The sequence below is a fragment of the Nocardioides pini genome (assembly GCF_026712185.1).
GTDB classification, from domain to species: domain Bacteria; phylum Actinomycetota; class Actinomycetes; order Propionibacteriales; family Nocardioidaceae; genus Nocardioides; species Nocardioides pini.
Genome location: NZ_JAPPUX010000003.1, coordinates 723,318 through 739,837 on the forward strand (window position 1 = coordinate 723,318; position 16,520 = coordinate 739,837).

The following is a 16,520-nucleotide window of genomic DNA, read 5'->3' on the forward strand; positions in this document are numbered from 1 at the left end:
GCGCGGTGTGCGTCCTAGGGCGGAGGACACTACAGCTCGGCAGCGTCCAGCGAGGGCGTGCCCGGCTGTACGACACCGACCATGAATCTCACTCGCATGCGTAAGCCCGCGACGCGGGAAACCCTGGTCGGCTGCTGGTCGGGGTCTTCACCCAGGCCGAGTTGGCGACAACACTTCATGCGGATCGCACTCGCGCAAGTGAGCTGACGGCTGGACGCGGCATAGCATTCCACCATGACCGTTGAGACCTCGGATGAGCCGACCCCCTACGTCGAGGAGGTGTTCGGTGGCGAGAAGACCGGCGTCGAGATCGAGCAGATCGGCACCGCGGGGGACGGGCAGATCGCAGACCCGTGGGACCCCGAGAAGATCCGCGTCTCGACGAAGAACTTCTCCCTGCGCAATGTGCTCGACATGATCGACTCTGACGACCTCGACCTGGCGCCCGACTTCCAGCGCAACAGGGTCTGGAAGCCCCGGCAGAAGTCGCGGCTGGTCGAAAGCCTCTTGCTGCAGATCCCTCTCCCGGCGTTCTACTTCGCCGAAGACACCGACGGCATGCTGCGCGTCGTCGACGGCCTACAAAGGCTGTCGACTATCCACGGCTTCGTGCGCAACCGTGAATTCGCCCTCACCGACCTCGAGTACCTAACGAACCAGCAGGGCGACCACTTCGATGATCTCCCGCCTGCCTTGCAGCGCCGGCTCAACAATGCCCAGATCGTCGTGCACGTCATCGACCCAACGACCCCACCCGATGTCAAGTACGACATCTTCAAGCGCATCAATACCGGCGGTGAACCGCTCAACAGCATGGAGATCCGGCACTGCATGAGCAGAGCGCGCAGCCGCGCCTTCCTCAAGCGGTGCGCGCAGAACGACGCGTTCTACACGGCCACCGGTGGCGCCTTGTGGGAGCACGTGCGCATGCACGACCGCGAGTCGGTGCTCCGCTTCCTGGCGTTCCGACTCTTGGGCGACATCGAGTCCTACGACAAGTTCGGGTCGCTCGAGCGGCTGCTTGATCGCACGGTTGCCGATCTCGACGACGAGACGAGGGTCGACGACGTTCAGCTCGAGCAGTTGTACGCCGACTTCGATGCAGCCATGATCAAGTGCCACGACCTGTTTGGGCGACACACGTTCCGTAAGTGGCCCCTGGGCAGCGATTACCGATCCCCAATCAACCGTGCCCTGCTCGAGAGCTGGGCGGTCACGCTGATCGAGGTCCCGTCCTCCCACCTCGCCGCACACTCTGACCGCATCGTCCAGGACACGCGTAGGGCGATGACCTCCGACTACGCATACATCGACTCCATCAGCTCGTCGACTGGCGACCCACGTCGCGTGACTACCCGGTTCCGCACCGCAGCCACCATCGTGGGGTACGACGCGTGATCACCATGGTGCGGCTGCGGAACTTCAAGCGGTTCCTCGACCAGTCGTTCGTGCTCACCGGCCTGACCGTGCTGACTGGGCTAAATTCGAGCGGCAAAAGTACCCTCGTCCAGTCCCTCCTGCTGGCCCACCAGGCTGGGCTCTCGCCTGGCGACCGTGTGCCCCTCAACGCCAAGCCGGGTCTCAGGCTTGGTCAGCCGGTCGACCTGCTGGCACTCGACGCCACCACGACTACCGTCGAGGTTGAGATCGACGTGGATGAGAGCACAACCGCCTGGGCTTTTGAGACGCAGTTTGATGGGTTCGAGGATGCGAGCTACGTCCTGTGCGACGACGCTCGAGCGCCGACCTTCCGTCCGATCTATCTCGGCGCTGAACGCCTCGGCCCCCGAACGTCCCATGGCTCAGCCCCGGCCGTCAGTGCAACCGTCGGCGACATCGAGCTGGGCGACGACGGGCGCTTCGTCGCACACGCGCTCGCCGTCCATGCTCGGCGCGACGTCGCACCCGACCTCGTTCATCCCAATCAGCCCAGAGTCACGACTCTCGCCTCGCAGACAGAGGCATGGATGAGCGAGCTTGTCGGCGCGATCCAGTTCGAGGCACGTCTCGTGCCCCGGACCGACATAACGACGCTGCACGTCCGGTCGTCATCGCTCGGCGACTGGTTGCTGCCAACCAACGTCGGCTTCGGGATCAGCTACGCCCTTCCGGTGATCGTGGCCGGCCTAACCGCGCGACCCGGTGACCTGCTTGTGATCGACTCGCCTGAGGCTCATCTGCACCCAGCGGCCCAATCAGCGGTGGCTAGGTTCCTGGCCCGCGTGTCCTCGTGCGGGGTGCAAGTCATCGTCGAGACTCACAGCGACCACGTTCTCAACGGCATACGCCGATCGGTAGTGTCTGGGGAAGTCGCGTCGGACACGGTGACGATCCACTTCCTCGCCGGTCGAGCCGAGCCTGAGCGGATCACCATCGACCAGCGCGGCCGGCCCGATCACTGGCCCGCCGGGTTCTTCGATCAGATGGAAGTCGACCTGCGCTCGATCACCCGGCCTCGGCCGACGGATCGATGATCCCAGCGACCTTCGTCGTCGCCGAGCACGGCCTTGCCAGGCTCGGGACCTGCACCGAGGAGGCCGTCCACCAGTTCCTCGACGTCCTCGACGCCGCCGAGGCCAGCGCGCGAGTGGTGGCGTGGGAGGAGGTGTTCTCGGTCCCCACCGACCCGTTCCCGACGCTGTCAGACTTCCTCTATCGCCCCGATTCTCCGATGGACCGCGACCTTCGGCTCCTGCTCGGACGACGAATCGAGAGGATGTCGTTCTGGGGTGCTGCGGAAGGCAGTCCTGAACTCGAGTGGACCGACGGTGACGACGGTGTCGACATCGCTCCTTCCATCGGGCTCTGTGTATCCCGAGTCGGCGCGGAGCCGTGGGCCCTACTGTCTCTCGCCGCTTCTCCGTCAATCGCAGGGCTCTGCCAGATGCGACCGCTCGGTGGCACGGGTAGCGCTGCGGCTGTCTGGTGCGTCGTCGAAATCGACCACCTGACTGCCTTCTGGCGGGACAGCCTGACCCGCTACGAGGCTACGCCTACGGAAATGAGCGCCGCCAGCGCCGCTGCATTCCCTCGTACTCACTTCGCACCCGAGGTGTGGACCCAGACGAACCGGTTCGAGGGCAGTTGGCGCGACGTGCGCGAACGTCTAGTTGAGGTGCTCTCAGGACTCGACGACGGCGCGGCTGCCGTCTTTGCTGTGGAGTCGCAGAACGACATGCGGGCACGGGTCATGAGCGCCGCCTATGGCGTCGACTGCTCGCCCGAGTCGCCCAATACCCACCGCAACGCAACGGCGATGCGCCGCCGAGAGGCCGAATTCGACGGCATCGTCCACGTGTGCGAGTGGCACGCCAAACTCGAGCCTCACCAGAATCGCGTGCACTTCGCAGTCGCCGAGGGTCGGCTACTTGTCGGAATCTTTGCCAAGCACCTTCCGACGTAACCGCTCGTCGAAGTCCAGACCCAGCCACGCAGCCGTCGGATAGGGAGGGCGCTCATCCGTAGGAGGTCGCTCGCTCACGACGTCCGAGAAACCGGGGGGTGCCGAATTGAACGTCGTGGCGCCACACGTAGCGCATTGGCTCCGATGGATGCGATCCACCGGACGTGAGTGGATCCCGTATCCCGATGTGCGAGACCAGGATGCGTCGTGCTCCGTGCACAGAGCATCCCAGTGGTTGAGAGCCGCGGTTCGCGGGGCGGCACGGGGCTCCGCGTTGGGACACACAGCACCGGGGTATCTCTTAGATGCGTCCAGTGGTGCCTAAAGAGGCTGACTAGGGGACCGTGTGCAAACTTCCGGTTCGCCGTGTGCAGCGGGGCACGCATGGAGCGATGTCGGTGCGACTTCCACGCGTGGCACGCCATTTCGGGGAAGCCCTCACTCGCTCATCACCACGAGGCAGCAATCCAGCCAGCACCAGCCCTCACGTGGCACCACACGACGCCCCGGCGGGCCTCCCGCCGGGGCGTCGTGCTGCCCGGGGGAGCGGTCCGGTCACCCGTTGGGTTGCGCAGCTCCGCTGGGTAGCGTCGAGGGACGGCGTCGACCGGCGCCGCCCCCTCCGCCCCCGAGGAGTACTCCCGTGCCCAAGATCCTGACCGTCCTCACCGGTGCCGACCACTGGACCCTGTCCGACGGGACGAAGCACCCGACCGGCTTCTGGGCCGAGGAGCTGCTCGCCCCGCTCGCTGTCTTCGACGAGGCGGGCATCGACGTCGACCTCGCCAGTCCGGGCGGCCGCACGCCCGTCGTCGACGAGGGCAGCCTCGACCCGGGCGCCATCGGCGAGGAGGAGTCCGCGAAGCAGCGCGCGGCCCTCGACGCCCTCCAGGGCCGCCTCGCCTCCACGCTGGTCCTCGCCGACGTCGACCTCGACGACTACGACGCGGTCTTCGTCCCCGGCGGCCACGGCCCGATGGAGGACCTCGCGGTCGACGACGACCTCGGCCGCGTCCTGGTGACGATGCTCGACGCCGGCAAGGTCGTCTCGTCGGTGTGCCACGGTCCCGCCGGCCTGCTGCCCGCCACGCGCGAGGACGGCTCGTGGCTCTTCGAGGGGCGGGAGCTGACGGCGTTCACCGACGCCGAGGAGAAGCAGGCCGGGCTCGCCGACAAGGCGCCGTGGCTGCTCGAGTCGCGGCTGCGCGAGTCGGGCGCGTCGTTCTCCTCGGGCGAGCCGTGGGCGCCGTTCGTGGTCGTCGACGGCCGGCTCGTCACCGGCCAGAACCCGGCGTCCAGCACCCAGGCCGCGCAGGAGGTCGTGAAGCTGCTGCAGGGCTGAGGATCGGGTCGGCGCAGCGCCGAGGTCGGCACGCCCCGGGCACGCCAGCGCCTCCGCGGCGAAGCCGGCGACCCACGAGAAACGCCACGCACCCCTCGCCACCACAGGACCTCCCCGCCGCGTGTCATCCGGCGGGGAGGTCCTTGTGTTGTCGGGCCACTCATCCCGCACGGGTGAGGCGGCCTCCCTGCCGCCGACGCAGGCTGGGGGGATGACGCGCCTGGCGCAAGTGCCACGAGTGCCTGTCGAGGGCGCCGTGCACCCCGAGCCCCAGCCGGTGTTCGACGTCGCGCTGGGAGTGGCCGGCGCGGTCGTGGGGACCGGGGTGGCGGTGGGTCGAGCCCTCGTCTCCGTGCCCCTGCTCCACCAGGACCTGATCTGGCGGCCCCGTTTCGTCGCCGAACGCTGGCAGCCGGCGACGCTGATCGAGGACGCGGCCCGGCACGGCGCCGCCCGCCGCGCCGAGATGGTGCGCGTGGCCCAGGTGCTGCTCGACCACTGGGCGCCCGTCCTGGTGGAGCGGGTCGTCTCCCGCCTGGACCTGACCGGGCTGGTCGTCCGCCACGTCGACCTCGACGAGGTCGTCCGGGCGGTGGACATCGACGCGGTCGTCGACCGCCTCGACCTGGACGCGATCGTGAAGAAGGTCGACCTCGACGAGGCGGTGGCGGGCGTGGACCTCGACGCCGCGGTGGCCGGCGTCGACATCGATGCGATCGCGGCACGGCTCGACCTCGATGCCGTGATCGGCCGGATCGACCTCGTGGCGATGGTCGAGGAGGTGATCGAGGCGATCGACCTGCCCGCCATCATCCGCGACTCCAGCGGCTCCATGGCGTCGGAGACGATCCGTGGCGCCCGGATGACGGGGATCTCGGCCGACGAGGCCGTCAGCCGGGGCCTCGAGAACTACCTGTTCCGGCGTCGCCGCAAGCGCGCCACCCCTGCGGAACCGTCGTGAACGAGCCCGGGATGTGGAGCGTCCCCCTGGAGGCACGGTCCTACCAGGGGACCAGCGCCGGTGTCGTGACGAGGCTGGCGGCGAGCGCCGTCGACGCCCTCGTGGTGGCGATTGCACTTGCTGGTTCGTACGCGGCCTTGGTGGCTTTCGTGTTCGTGCTCGACCCGCGCCGCTTCAACATGCCCGACGCCTCCTTCCTGTGGTCGGTGGCGCTGTTCCTCGCCTACCTGGTGGTGTACCTGACGCTCGCGTGGTGGTTGGCGGGTCGCACCATCGGCGACCACCTCTGGGGTGTCCGGGTGACCACCCGGGGCGGCGCCCCGCTGGGGTTGGTCCGTGCGTTCGCGCGCGCAGTGACGTACGCGATGTTCCCGATCGGGCTGCTGTGGTGCGCGGTCGACCGGGACCGCAGGTCGCTGCAGGACCTGCTGCTGCGCACCGCGGTGGTCTACGACTGGCTGTCCCACCCCTCCGTCACCGGACGAACGGAACAAGAGCCTCGATCGAGTCCGTCGGCGTCTTGAGGGCGATGCCGGCCCCGATCGGGCGGAGCTTCCACACCGGGCCGTCGCGGAACAGCTTGGCCATCACCAGCCCCGTCTCGCGGACCCCGAGCGTGAGGGTGAAGCGGGCGAGCTCGGTGCCGTCGTGGTCGACGAGGCGGCAGTAGGCGTTGCGGATGAACTCCAGCGAGTGGCCCTGGTAGCTGCTGACCATGAACAGGATCGTGTCCACCTTCGGGTAGACGCGGCCAAGGTCGACGGTGATCACCTCGTCGTCGCCCTCGCCCTTGCCGGTGGTGTTGTCGCCCAGGTGCACGACCGACCCGTCCCGGGTGGCGAGGTGGTTGAAGAACGCCAGGTCGAAGAACTGCTCGCCGGCGAACTGGATCGCCGAGGCGTCGAGGTCGATCGGCGCGGCCCCGCTGCCGATGAAGCCGGCCGTAGGGGAGTGGTCCCACCCGACGGCCATCTGCACCTGGGCGAGGGACTGCCCGTCCTCGCCGGTGACGCTGAGCTCCTGGCCCTCGGTGAGCTCGATCACGGGTCACTCCTCCGCTCGATGGGACGTCTCCGAAGGTACAGGAGCGCGCCGCGCGCGATCAGGGTGCGCGGGGGCCGGGGACGACGAGGGTGCACACTGCTCGCATGCTGGGGATCCGCATCGTCCCGCTCACCAGGGCCCACGCCGAGGACCTGGCCACCTGGCGCTACGAGCCGCCCTACGACGTCTACGACCTGGCCGGTGCCGAGCCCGACGAGCTGCTCGAGCCGGAGCTGGGCTTCCACGCGGTGCTGGCCGAGGAGCGCCTCATCGGCTTCCGCTCCTACGGACCCGACGGGCAGGTGCCCGGGTGGGAGTACGACGACGCGGCCCTCGACACCGGCGGCGGCCTGCGGCCCTCGCTCACCGGGCAGGGCCTCGGTCGCGCGGTGATCCGGGCCGGCCTCGAGTTCGGCCGCGCGACGTACGCCCCGCCGGCGTTCCGGGTGACGGTGGCGTCGTTCAACACGCGTGCGCGCCGCACCGTGGAGTCCCTCGGCTTCGAACGGGTCGGGTCGTTCGCCGCGCGCCGGGACGGGCGGCCGTTCGACGTCCTGGTGCGGCCCGAGGCTCGCTGAGGGCTGCGGGTCAGACCCGGCGGGCGTGGTCCGAGGGGGCGACCGCGGCCGGGTGCAGGATCCCGGCGAGCGCCTCGACGCCGTCGACGAGGCGCGGTCCCGGGCGGGCGAAGTGGCCGTCGGCGTCGACGGCCCAGACCGGGACGCCGGGGAACCGGTCGAGCACCTCCTTCGCGAGCCTCGTGCTGCCGTAGAGGTCGAAGCCGCACGGCGCGCAGACGACGACGTCCGGCCGCGACGCGACCGCGTCGTCCCAGGTGATCCGTGTCGACCTCGTCCCGGCGACGCCGATCGTCGGCTCGCCGCCGGCCCGGGTGACCATCTCCGGGATCCAGTGCCCGGGGGCGAAGGGCGGGTCGGTCCACTCCAGGACGAGCACGCGGGGCCGCTCGAGCCCGGCGACGCGTTCGGCGACGGCAGCGAGGCGTGCCTCGAGACCGGCCACCAGCGCCGCCGCCTGCTCGCCCTGACCGGTGATGCGCCCGAGCTCGGTGATCGAGTCCAGCACGTCGTCGAGGGTGTGCGGGTCGACCGTCGCCACCTCGGCGCGGCACCCGAGGAAGCCGAGCGCCTCGTCGACCGTCCCGACGTCCACCGCGCACACGGCGCAGAGGTCCTGGGTGACGACCAGGTCGGCGTGGAGCTCGGCGAGGGCGTCGGCGTCGAGCCGGTAGAGGTCCTCGCCCGCTGCGAGCGCTGCGGCGACGAAGTCGTCGATCTCCTTCGGCCCCAGCCCCTCGGGCATCGCCGAGGTCGACACCACGAGCCGCTCGCGGGCCGCCGGCGGGTGGTCGCACTCGAACGTGACGCCCACGACGTCGTCGCCGGCGCCGACCGCGAACAGGATCTCCGTGGCGGAGGGGATGAGCGAGACGATGCGCATCCGGCGAGCCTAGACGTCGAGGAGGTCCCCGCAGGTCGATGCGACCCATCCGACCGAGGTGGGCGTCGGGTGCATCCGTCAGGCGGCGTGCGGCGGAGAAGGTAGGTGACCGCAGGGCGCGGTCATCCGACGGAAGGACATGACCATGGCACTTCTCCGCCGCACCACCACAGCGCTTGCGCTCGCCCTCACCACGGCGCTGGTCGCGCCGACCGCCGCGAGCGCCACCGGACCGGGGAGCACCGGGACGACCAGCCTCGCGTCCGTGCTCACCGGCGACGGCAACCAGTTCGACCGCGACTGGTACGACTACGACATCGTCACCGAGGCGGTGCTCGCAGTCATCGCCGCCGACACCAACGGTGACAGCCCCGTCCGCCTGCTCACCGACGGGTCGACGCCACTGACGGCCTTCATCCCGAACGACCGCGCGTTCCAGGTGCTCGTCAAGGACCTCACCGGGACGTGGGTCCGGACCGAGCAGGACGTCTTCGCGGCGGTCGCCGGCCTGGGCCTCGACACGGTGGAGGACGTGCTGCTCTACCACGTCGTCCCGGGTGCCACGATCACGGCCCGCGACGCGCTCCGGTCGAACGGCGCCGAGCTGACCACCGCCCTGGGGCCCACCATCGGGGTCAAGGTGGCACGTTGGCTGCCCATCATCGTCCTGCGCGACCAGGACTCTGACGACGTCGACCCGCTCGTGAACCCGCTCGCCCTCGACATCAACCGGGGCAACGCGCAGATCGCGCACGGCATCACGTTCGTCCTGCGGCCGAGCAACCTCTGACAGGCACGCACGCGCAGAGAGGGCGCCCGTCGTCACCGGACGGCGGGCGACCCCGCCGCGGCGTCGTCACCAGCAGCCGTGCCACGCACCCCGCGCGTGGTCGCGGGCGTGGTCGATGGCGCGCACGTACTGACGGTGTCGGACCACGGGCTTGCCGCCGAAGACGTACGGCTTGGTGAAGCCGTCCCAGGCCTGGCGGAACGACAGGTCTGCGTAGCCGCCCTGACGCTGGACGTAGCGCAGCAGCCGGCCGTAGCGGTCCTTCGCCGCCTGCGTGCGGTCGGAGACCAGGTGCACGGTGGAGCCGACCGGCGCCAGGCGCCGGAGGTTCGCGGTGGCGGCGTCGGCACCGCACCGGCCGCGCTCAGGGGTGTCGATGCCGAGCATGCGCACGGACACGTGCGCCCCGCCGCGCAGGCGGACCCGGAGGGTGTCGCCGTCGGTGACCCGGACGACGTTGCCGGTCTCCCGGTAGGTCCGCGGGCCCTGCTGGGCCTGAGGCTGGGTGTTGCCGGTGTTCGCGAGCTGCTGCGGCGCGGTGCTGCCGCGGCCGATGCACGGACACGGGTTCGACTCGCACGCGACCCCGTCGCCGTCGTCGTCGAGGCGGTGCGGGTCGCCCGCGCCGGTGTCGAGGAAGAAGTGCTGCGCGGCGGCCTGGCTCGCGAAGTCGCCGCAGTCGCGGTCGACGACGGCGGAGGCAGGCGCCGGCGCCGAGAAGCCGAGGCCGAGGGACACGAGGGCGAGCGCGAGGGCGCGGACGAGCTGGTGCATGGCGCCAGCCTCACACCGACGCGGGGACGACGTGGGCGGAACGGACCAACTCCCGCCCGCTCCGGGTGTCTGCTGTCGTGAGTCACCGGATATCCGGGGACTCACGACGGATCGTGGAGGATCCGGGCCACCTGATGACGTGGACCTTCCACGATCTGACTGGACCTCCGAGCGCCCGGCGGCGGGTGCGATGCGTCTCCAGGACGCGCGTCCGTGAGCGTCGCCCCTCAACCGCCACCCTCCGCACGAGTCCGTCGCCGGGTCTCCCAGCCCTTCTTCGCCGCCCGGCTGCGGCGTCGGCGAGCGCGCTCAGCCTCCTCGAGGAGCCGCTCGGCGGCGCGCTGCTCACGTCGTACGGCGTTCTCCGCCCGGCGCCGCTCGGCCTCGACCACGGCGGGGGAGCGGACCGGCCACACGTAGGGCAGGTCGTCGGGGTCCTCGGGGAACTGCGGGCGGTAGAAGTCCGGGTCCTTGCGGAGCAGGGCCGAGCGGTGGCTGCGGTGGAGGTCCTCGTCCCCCAGCCAGGGCGGCAGCGCGCCGGCGTCCGCGAGCTCCGCCTGGGTGCGCACGGTCGTCACGCCGGCCGCGGCGAGGTCCGTCGCGATCGTGGCGGCGCAGGTGTCCCCGAAGCCGAGCTCGAGCCACACCTCGCAGCACACGAAGCCGTAGCGGCCGAGCGCCTCCTCGTAGCCCTTCCACATGAGCGCCGCCGGGTGGTTGGCCCAGCCGTAGTCCGCCACGGTGAGGGCGCGCACGACCTGGATGGTCTCCACCCGCTGCTTCCCGAGCCGCTTCTGGTCGAGCGCGCGGGCCGAGGCCTCGAAGTCCGGGTGGGGGAGGAACGTCTGCACGCCGTCGAGGCTAGGCACGGCGGGCCGGGTCGCACCCCACCCCGACGGTCGGTGGCCCGTGGCACGATCCGTGGCGTGGACGGATGCGTGTTCTGCCAGATCATCGCGGGCGAGGTGCCCGGTCACGTCGTGCTCGAGACCGACGACCTGGTGGCGTTCCTCGACACCCGGCCGGTCTTCAAGGGCCACGTCCTCCTCGTGCCGCGGACCCACCTCGAGACGCTGCCCGACCTGCCGGCGGACCTGCGCGACGGGTTCCTCGCCGCGGCCCAGCGGCTCGCGACCGGGGTCAAGGACGCCCTCGGGGCGCAGGGGTCGTTCGTGGCGATCAACAACACGGTCAGCCAGTCCGTGCCGCACCTCCACATGCACGTGGTGCCCCGCACCAAGGGCGACGGCCTGCGTGGCTTCTTCTGGCCGCGCACCAAGTACGGCGACGGCGAGGCGGCGGCCTACGCCGAGCGGCTGCGCGACGCGCTCGCGTCGGGCTGACCGGTCACGAGCCGACCTGCTCCTCCTCGCGGGCCCGGGCGTCCTGGAGCGACCACGGCCGGTCACGGCGACGGAGCGGGTGGCCGGTCGTCCATGCGGCGAGCACGAGGGCCAGCGTGCCGACGGCGAACCCGCCGAGGACGTCGACGAAGAAGTGCCACCCGAGGTAGACGGTCGACAGGCAGGTCAGTGCGGCGAAGGCCCAGCCGGTCAGCCGCACCCACCGGGGGAGGCGGAGCAGCTCGGCGACCAAGCACGTGGTGACCGTGATGGCGACGTGGAGCGACGCGAAGGCGGCAACGGTCTGCACGGCCCGCGTGTCCCAGGCGTCGGCCAGCACGGCGACGCGGTCGTCGAGCAGGAGCTCCTGCACCGAGGTGTTGAACGTGCGCGGCAGGTGGTCGAAGTCCTGCGGTCGCGAGTAGATCGGCCCGAGCGAGGGGACCAGGTAGTAGACCGCCACGCCGAGCAGCCAGTTGAAGGAGACGGCCGTGACGTAGAGGGCGCCGGTGGCGGAGCGCCGGGTCCACACGAGCGCGATCGCGAGCGCTGCCGGGACGAGCCCGATCCACAGCACGTAGACCCCGGACAGCAGCCAGGCGGCCCAGCCGGTGCCGAGCACGTGGTGCAGCACGACGGCCGGGTCGTGGCCGAGCCACAGCAGGCGGTCCCACCGGTGCAGCTCGGTGTCCCACAGGCGGTCGTTGACGAACGGCAGGTAGCCCTTGAGGTTGCGGAACGCGACATAGGCGACGTACCAGGCCACGAGCCCGCTCAGGGTGAACCACACCTGCTCCCGCGTCCACCGCTCGCGGACCACGGTGCGCAGCGCCGTCCAGGCGCCGGGACGCGGCGTCGAGCGGGCGTACGCCGCCCACCGCGCGACCACGTCGAGGAGCACGGCGGCCAGCACGATCAACGGCAGCCGCACCCACGTCGGCACCGAGACCCCGTCCGGGTCGCGCACAGGCAGGTCGTAGGCGGCCGCGACCACCCACGTGGCCACGGCCATGGCAACGGCGACGCCCATCGCGCCGCGGAAGTACCCCCGTCCCATGCGTCGAACGCTAGGGCACCCGCCGCGCTCGCGCGAGCGTCCTGCACCGGATCTGCACAAGTCGGGTGAGGCCCCGGGGGGCCGACGCACTACCCTCACGGACCAAGACGTCACCGAGCCGAGGAGTCAACGAGATGGGTCGCTACGACCGCCGCGTCGCCGTCATCACCGGAGCAGCGCGAGGCATCGGCTTCGGCATCGCCCAGCGCCTCGCGAGCGAGGGTGCCTCCATCGCGATCCTCGACCTCGACGAGGCCGCCGCCCAGGAGGCCGCCGGCCGGCTCGAGCTGGCCGACGGTGCTCGTGCCGTGGGCATCGGCTGCGACGTCGTCGACACGGCCGCCGCGGAGGCCGCCGTGCAGCGGGTGGTCGACGAGCTGGGCGGGATCCACGTGCTGGTCAACAACGCCGGCATCACCCGCGACAACCTGCTCTTCAAGATGACCGAGGAGGACTGGGACCTGGTGATGAACGTCCACCTCAAGGGCGTGTTCAACATGACCAAGGCCGCGCAGTCCCGGTTCGTGGAGCAGAAGTACGGCAAGATCCTCAACCTGTCGAGCGTCTCCGCGCTCGGCAACCGCGGCCAGGCCAACTACTCCGCCGCCAAGATGGGCATCCAGGGCCTCACCCGCACGCTCGGCATCGAGCTCGGCCCGTTCGGCATCACCGCCAACGCGATCGCGCCCGGCTTCATCGTCACCGAGATGACCGACGCGACCGCGCGACGCCTCAAGATGGAGCCCGAGGAGCTGCAGCGCCTCAACGCCGAGGCGACGCCCGTGCGCCGCGTCGGGCAGCCCGAGGACATCGCTGCCGCGGCCGCGTTCCTGTGCAGCGACGAGGCGTCGTTCATCACCGGTCAGACGCTGTACGTCGACGGCGGCCGCAAGCTCGGCTGAGCCTGCTCCGGGCGTGATCCCGGCCACGGCCCCACGCTCAGGGCCCGTGGCCGGTTTGCGTCCCTCGGGGACGTCTGTCACCTTGGATGGCGGTCGAGAGACCCAACCGTCCCGGACTACGCCGAGTCCTGCCCGGCCGGGACGACCCCCGAGACACACCGGGGCAGGAGTGGGGGACCCACGGGTTCCACCGCCGGTCCTTCGACCGGCTCGGGGCGAAGCCGCCAGCCTTTCTCGGAGCGTGGCAGCAGGGCACTTTCCAGCCCTAGCCCGACAGCTCACCTCACAGGCGTGGGAAAGGAACAGCCATGCCTGCGACCCCTCGCACGGTGCGAGCCCTCGCGCTCGCCCTCGCCGGGATCGGCCTCAGCGCCTCGACGATGAGCGCCCTCCCCGCATCCGCCGCCACCGGCGGCAGCACGTCCGACAACACCTCCACCACGACCACCGCGAAGACGACCCAGAAGGCGGCGCGCGTCAGCGCCGCGCGCCGGGTGGCCAACCGCGTGCAGACCGCGCGCGACATCGCCCTGCGCCAGCGCGGCGACGCCTACGCGTACGGCGCCGCCGGACCGAACGCCTTCGACTGCTCCGGCCTGATCCGCTACAGCTACAGCCGTGCCGGGCTCGCCGTGCCGCGCACGTCGAGCGCCCAGGCGGGTGCCGTCCGACGCATCGCCAAGAACGACCTGCGGTCCGGCGACCTGATGTTCTTCTACGGCGGCGGTGGCGTCTACCACGCGGCGATCTTCCTGCGCTGGTCGCACGGTCACGCCGTGATGCTCCACTCCCCGGGCTCGGGACAGCGCGTACGCGTCGCCGTCCCGTGGACGTCCTCGTGGTTCGCCGGGACCGTCCGCCGCGCCTGAGCGACGTACGCACCCGGGTGACAGGCTCGGATTGGTAGGCAGGTCCTGCTGATCTACCCTGTGGCGCGCCTTCCCCGATCGGGGAAGGCGCGCCCCCAGACTTTCAGAGAATCACCGGGCCCCAGGCTCGACACCCCCCGCTCGATCGGAGTCATCCCGTGCGTCACCGCCGCCACCTCTCGTCGCCCCGCGCGATCGTCGCCGCACTCGCGGCCACGCTGCTCCTCGCCGGCTGCAGCGGCGGAGACGACGACCCGGCGCCGAGCGCCTCCGCGTCCTCGGAGCCGAGCAGCTCGGAGACCACCGAGGCGCCGCCGGAGCCGACGTACTGGCCCCTGACCGGTCTCGAGCGCACGGGCGACGCACCCCGCCACCCGGTCGTCGTCACGAAGGTCGACAACACCTCTTCCAGCGCGCCGCAGGTGGGCCTCGGCTCGGCCGACCTCGTCGTCGAGGAGCTGGTCGAGGGCGGCTACACGCGCCTCGCGGCCTTCTACTACTCGAAGGTCCCCGCCGCCATCGGCCCGGTCCGCTCGATGCGCGCCAGCGACATCGGCATCGTGCCGGAGGGCGCGACGGTCGTGACCAGCGGCGCGGCCCCGGTCACGATCAAGCGCATCAACGGCGCCGGTATCCCGTGGATCACCGAGGGCGACGCCAACGTCTACCGCGAGACGTCGCGCTCGGCGCCCTACAACCTCTTCGCCCGCCTCGGCGACATCGCCAAGCGCCTCAAGGCCGACGAGGAGCCGCCGCCGTACCTCCCGTGGGGCGACGAGGCCGACCTGCCCAAGGGGGCCAAGGCCAGCACGCTCACCGCCGACTTCGGCGCCCACTCGACCAGCTGGCAGTTCCAGAAGGGCGGCTACGTCAACACCGACTCCTACGCCGCCCAGGGCGACCAGTTCCCGGCCGACTCCGTCCTCGTGCTCCGGGTGCGCGTCGGTGACGCGGGCTACCGCGACCCGGCCGGCTACCCGGTGCCGGAGACCAAGTTCGAGGGCAAGGGCGCCGCGCTCCTCTTCCACGGCGGCCGCGTCGTGAAGGGCACCTGGAGCAAGGACGGCCTGACCGGCCCGATCGAGCTCTCGACGAAGGGCGGCGAGCTGACCGTGCCCGCCGGCCACGTGTGGGTGGAGCTGGTCCCGGCCGCCAACGGCAACGTCACGTTCGCGAAGTAGCCCCCGGCGCCAGCGCCCCGGCGCCCTCGTCGAGCACCTGCTGGAGCCCGGCCAGGATGACGCCGATCGCCGTCTCCACCCGCAGGGCCGCGGCGGCGGGGTCGTCGCTGACGGCGACGGAGCCGCCCGCGGCCGACATCGCGCCGAAGAAGATCCGCGTGAACGTGCCGAGCATCGCGTCGTCGAGCCCGGTGCCGTCCCGGAGCGGGTCCCCGGCGGTCAGGGCCGAGCGCACCATCCGGTCGACGAGGGCGTACGTCGAGCGCTCCTCCTGCTCGCGGTAGCGCTCGTGGCCCAGCACTGAGGGGCCGTCGGAGACGACGACCTGTCGGTAGCCCGGCTCCTGGACCGCCTCGAGGAAGGCGCGCAGCCCGGCCCGTGCCTGGTCCCAGGGGTCGTGGTGCTCGGCCGTGGCGGCCACGACGTCCGTCGTCGCCCGGGACTGCACCCGCTCGAAGGCAGCCTCGAAGATCGCCTGCTTGCCGCTGAAGTGATGGTAGAGCGCACCCTTGGTGACCTCGGCGCCCGCCGCGATGGCGTCCAGCGACGTGGAGGCGTAGCCCTGCGAGGTGAAGAGGCGCTCCGCGACCTCGACGAGCGCCTGCTTGGTCGCCTCGGAGTAGCGCTGCCGCCGGGTCTCCATGGATCGCAGCCTAGGCGACCCCATTCCACGCGGGTGGTGTGTCGCGGCGCGGGGTCGGCCATAGTGGAGGCATGCAGCTCGCATCGGGGATGCTGCTGGTGGCGACGCCGGCCCTGCAGGACCCCAACTTCGCCGACACGGTGGTGCTGCTGCTCGACGTCACCGAGGAGGGCGCCCTCGGGGTCGTCCTCAACCGACCCTCCCAGATCCTGGTCGCCGACGTCCTGGAGCCGTGGCGCGACGTGGTCGCGCACCCGGAGGTGCTGTTCCGCGGGGGACCGGTCGGGACGGACGGCGCGCTGGCCGTCGGTGCGCTCCGCGACCCGCAGGACCCGCCCGTCGGGTGGCGCCCGGTGGCCGGGCTGCTGGGGATGGTCGACCTCGACACCCCGACCGAGCTCGTCGACGGCACCCTCACCGCGATGCGCGTCTTCGCCGGCTACGCCGGGTGGGGGGCGGGACAGCTCGACGGCGAGGTCGAGGAGGGCAGCTGGTACGTGGTCTCGAGCGAGGCGGCGGACGCCTTCCGCGACGACCCGAGCGGCCTGTGGCGCGACGTGATGCGGCGCCAGCCCGGGATGCTCGCCTGGCACGTGAACCGCCCCGTCGATCCCGACCTGAACTAGGTGTACTTCCCCGTGAGGTTGTGAACTCGGTCAGCGGGGACGAGGCCTCCGATGCCGGTGTGGGGTCGGTGGTGATTGTAGAAGTGGAGCCAGTCGGCGTAGGTCGCGGTGCGGGCAGCATCGG

The 16,520-nt window shown here is 71.0% G+C and carries 19 protein-coding genes, 1 pseudogene and 1 riboswitch; of the genes and pseudogenes, 13 read left to right on the forward strand and 7 right to left on the reverse strand.

Translation table 11 applies throughout. From position 1 onward, the window contains the following. The first annotated feature begins 234 nt into the window (after positions 1-234). The 6 genes from NYO98_RS13205 to NYO98_RS13230 all read left to right on the forward strand — a co-directional run bounded on the left by NYO98_RS13205 (position 235) and on the right by NYO98_RS13230 (position 6,230). Positions 235-1,398: a DUF262 domain-containing protein gene (locus tag NYO98_RS13205; RefSeq protein WP_268112193.1), complete on the forward strand. Its 1,164-nt coding sequence runs from the start codon at positions 235-237 to the stop codon at positions 1,396-1,398. Between the two features lie 5 nt (positions 1,399-1,403). Continuing rightward, complete coding sequence (locus NYO98_RS13210; protein WP_268112225.1) at positions 1,404-2,474, forward strand: DUF3696 domain-containing protein; 1,071 nt, start codon at positions 1,404-1,406, stop codon at positions 2,472-2,474. Further along, on the forward strand, positions 2,471-3,403 hold the full coding sequence (locus NYO98_RS13215) for a hypothetical protein (protein WP_268112194.1): 933 nt from the start codon (positions 2,471-2,473) through the stop codon (positions 3,401-3,403). The genes NYO98_RS13210 and NYO98_RS13215 overlap by 4 nt, the downstream gene beginning before the upstream one ends. A 643-nt stretch (positions 3,404-4,046) precedes the next feature. Beyond that, positions 4,047-4,745, forward strand: a complete 699-nt coding sequence (locus NYO98_RS13220; protein ID WP_268112195.1) for a type 1 glutamine amidotransferase domain-containing protein — start codon at positions 4,047-4,049, stop codon at positions 4,743-4,745. Positions 4,746-4,974: 229 nt separating this feature from the next. Then, the gene (locus tag NYO98_RS13225) at positions 4,975-5,706 is read left to right on the forward strand and encodes a hypothetical protein (RefSeq protein WP_268112196.1); all 732 of its coding nucleotides are present in this window, start codon (positions 4,975-4,977) and stop codon (positions 5,704-5,706) included. A gap of 11 nt (positions 5,707-5,717) precedes the next feature. After that, the gene (locus NYO98_RS13230) at positions 5,718-6,230 is read left to right on the forward strand and encodes an RDD family protein (protein ID WP_268112197.1); all 513 of its coding nucleotides are present in this window, start codon (positions 5,718-5,720) and stop codon (positions 6,228-6,230) included. On the opposite strand, the gene NYO98_RS13235 is transcribed toward NYO98_RS13230, so the two are convergent. Continuing rightward, on the reverse strand, positions 6,181-6,750 hold the full coding sequence (locus NYO98_RS13235; protein WP_268112198.1) for a TerD family protein: 570 nt from the start codon (positions 6,748-6,750) through the stop codon (positions 6,181-6,183). The genes NYO98_RS13230 and NYO98_RS13235 overlap by 50 nt on opposite strands. A gap of 104 nt (positions 6,751-6,854) precedes the next feature. Here NYO98_RS13235 and NYO98_RS13240 point away from each other — a divergent pair, with 104 nt between their 5' ends. After that, the gene (locus NYO98_RS13240; RefSeq protein WP_268112199.1) at positions 6,855-7,328 is read left to right on the forward strand and encodes a GNAT family N-acetyltransferase; all 474 of its coding nucleotides are present in this window, start codon (positions 6,855-6,857) and stop codon (positions 7,326-7,328) included. Between the two features lie 10 nt (positions 7,329-7,338). Here the strand turns inward: NYO98_RS13240 and NYO98_RS13245 are convergent, their stop codons facing one another. Next, on the reverse strand, positions 7,339-8,211 hold the full coding sequence (locus NYO98_RS13245) for a cobalamin-binding protein (protein WP_268112200.1): 873 nt from the start codon (positions 8,209-8,211) through the stop codon (positions 7,339-7,341). Between the two features lie 145 nt (positions 8,212-8,356). Here NYO98_RS13245 and NYO98_RS13250 point away from each other — a divergent pair, with 145 nt between their 5' ends. After that, entirely contained in the window at positions 8,357-9,001 is a 645-nt protein-coding gene (locus NYO98_RS13250; RefSeq protein ID WP_268112201.1) for a fasciclin domain-containing protein, read from the forward strand. A gap of 66 nt (positions 9,002-9,067) precedes the next feature. On the opposite strand, the gene NYO98_RS13255 is transcribed toward NYO98_RS13250, so the two are convergent. Both NYO98_RS13255 and NYO98_RS13260 read right to left on the reverse strand, forming a co-directional pair. After that, positions 9,068-9,775, reverse strand: coding sequence for an excalibur calcium-binding domain-containing protein (locus NYO98_RS13255; protein ID WP_268112202.1), 708 nt, complete (start codon positions 9,773-9,775; stop codon positions 9,068-9,070). Positions 9,776-10,002: 227 nt separating this feature from the next. Further along, positions 10,003-10,626: an MSMEG_6728 family protein gene (locus NYO98_RS13260; protein WP_268112203.1), complete on the reverse strand. Its 624-nt coding sequence runs from the start codon at positions 10,624-10,626 to the stop codon at positions 10,003-10,005. A 75-nt stretch (positions 10,627-10,701) separates the two neighbouring features. On the opposite strand from NYO98_RS13260, the gene NYO98_RS13265 reads away from it, so the two are divergent. Further along, the gene (locus NYO98_RS13265; protein ID WP_268112204.1) at positions 10,702-11,118 is read left to right on the forward strand and encodes an HIT family protein; all 417 of its coding nucleotides are present in this window, start codon (positions 10,702-10,704) and stop codon (positions 11,116-11,118) included. Positions 11,119-11,122: 4 nt separating this feature from the next. Here NYO98_RS13265 and NYO98_RS13270 read toward each other — a convergent pair whose 3' ends face one another. Further along, positions 11,123-12,175 (reverse strand): phosphatase PAP2 family protein, encoded by a 1,053-nt coding sequence (locus NYO98_RS13270; RefSeq protein ID WP_268112205.1) that lies wholly within the window; start codon positions 12,173-12,175, stop codon positions 11,123-11,125. Between the two features lie 134 nt (positions 12,176-12,309). Here NYO98_RS13270 and NYO98_RS13275 point away from each other — a divergent pair, with 134 nt between their 5' ends. The 3 genes from NYO98_RS13275 (at position 12,310) to NYO98_RS13285 (ending at position 15,127) form a co-directional block, all read left to right on the forward strand. Beyond that, positions 12,310-13,077, forward strand: coding sequence for an SDR family NAD(P)-dependent oxidoreductase (locus NYO98_RS13275; RefSeq protein ID WP_268112206.1), 768 nt, complete (start codon positions 12,310-12,312; stop codon positions 13,075-13,077). A 109-nt stretch (positions 13,078-13,186) separates the two neighbouring features. Further along, positions 13,187-13,382: riboswitch (cyclic di-AMP (ydaO/yuaA leader) on the forward strand. A gap of 3 nt (positions 13,383-13,385) precedes the next feature. Further along, positions 13,386-13,946 carry a C40 family peptidase gene (locus NYO98_RS13280; protein ID WP_268112207.1) on the forward strand — a complete coding sequence of 187 codons (561 nt, stop codon included), beginning with the start codon at positions 13,386-13,388 and terminating at the stop codon, positions 13,944-13,946. A gap of 158 nt (positions 13,947-14,104) precedes the next feature. Then, positions 14,105-15,127: a DUF3048 domain-containing protein gene (locus NYO98_RS13285; RefSeq protein ID WP_268112208.1), complete on the forward strand. Its 1,023-nt coding sequence runs from the start codon at positions 14,105-14,107 to the stop codon at positions 15,125-15,127. On the opposite strand, the gene NYO98_RS13290 is transcribed toward NYO98_RS13285, so the two are convergent. Beyond that, positions 15,111-15,770, reverse strand: a complete 660-nt coding sequence (locus NYO98_RS13290) for a TetR/AcrR family transcriptional regulator (protein ID WP_268112209.1) — start codon at positions 15,768-15,770, stop codon at positions 15,111-15,113. The genes NYO98_RS13285 and NYO98_RS13290 overlap by 17 nt on opposite strands. Positions 15,771-15,841: 71 nt before the next feature. Between NYO98_RS13290 and NYO98_RS13295 the strand changes: the two genes are divergently transcribed. After that, the gene (locus NYO98_RS13295) at positions 15,842-16,396 is read left to right on the forward strand and encodes a YqgE/AlgH family protein (RefSeq protein WP_268112210.1); all 555 of its coding nucleotides are present in this window, start codon (positions 15,842-15,844) and stop codon (positions 16,394-16,396) included. Here NYO98_RS13295 and NYO98_RS13300 read toward each other — a convergent pair. Continuing rightward, a pseudogene (locus tag NYO98_RS13300) lies at positions 16,393-16,520 on the reverse strand (IS481 family transposase); the annotation flags it as partial. The gene NYO98_RS13295 and the pseudogene NYO98_RS13300 sit on opposite strands and share 4 nt — an antisense overlap.

What these genes read in the sequence shown, in the direction of transcription:
- NYO98_RS13205 (WP_268112193.1), top strand. Translation starts at nt 235, where the DNA reads ATGACCGTTGAGACCTCGGATGAGCCGACCCCCTACGTCGAGGAGGTG.
- NYO98_RS13210 (WP_268112225.1), top strand. Translation starts at nt 1,404, where the DNA reads ATGGTGCGGCTGCGGAACTTCAAGCGGTTCCTCGACCAGTCGTTCGTG.
- NYO98_RS13215 (WP_268112194.1), top strand. Translation starts at nt 2,471, where the DNA reads ATGATCCCAGCGACCTTCGTCGTCGCCGAGCACGGCCTTGCCAGGCTC.
- NYO98_RS13230 (WP_268112197.1), top strand. Translation starts at nt 5,718, where the DNA reads ATGTGGAGCGTCCCCCTGGAGGCACGGTCCTACCAGGGGACCAGCGCC.
- NYO98_RS13240 (WP_268112199.1), top strand. Translation starts at nt 6,855, where the DNA reads ATGCTGGGGATCCGCATCGTCCCGCTCACCAGGGCCCACGCCGAGGAC.
- NYO98_RS13245 (WP_268112200.1), bottom strand. Translation starts at nt 8,211, where the DNA reads ATGCGCATCGTCTCGCTCATCCCCTCCGCCACGGAGATCCTGTTCGCG.
- NYO98_RS13250 (WP_268112201.1), top strand. Translation starts at nt 8,357, where the DNA reads ATGGCACTTCTCCGCCGCACCACCACAGCGCTTGCGCTCGCCCTCACC.
- NYO98_RS13255 (WP_268112202.1), bottom strand. Translation starts at nt 9,775, where the DNA reads ATGCACCAGCTCGTCCGCGCCCTCGCGCTCGCCCTCGTGTCCCTCGGC.
- NYO98_RS13270 (WP_268112205.1), bottom strand. Translation starts at nt 12,175, where the DNA reads ATGGGACGGGGGTACTTCCGCGGCGCGATGGGCGTCGCCGTTGCCATG.
- NYO98_RS13275 (WP_268112206.1), top strand. Translation starts at nt 12,310, where the DNA reads ATGGGTCGCTACGACCGCCGCGTCGCCGTCATCACCGGAGCAGCGCGA.
- NYO98_RS13280 (WP_268112207.1), top strand. Translation starts at nt 13,386, where the DNA reads ATGCCTGCGACCCCTCGCACGGTGCGAGCCCTCGCGCTCGCCCTCGCC.
- NYO98_RS13290 (WP_268112209.1), bottom strand. Translation starts at nt 15,770, where the DNA reads ATGGAGACCCGGCGGCAGCGCTACTCCGAGGCGACCAAGCAGGCGCTC.
- NYO98_RS13295 (WP_268112210.1), top strand. Translation starts at nt 15,842, where the DNA reads ATGCAGCTCGCATCGGGGATGCTGCTGGTGGCGACGCCGGCCCTGCAG.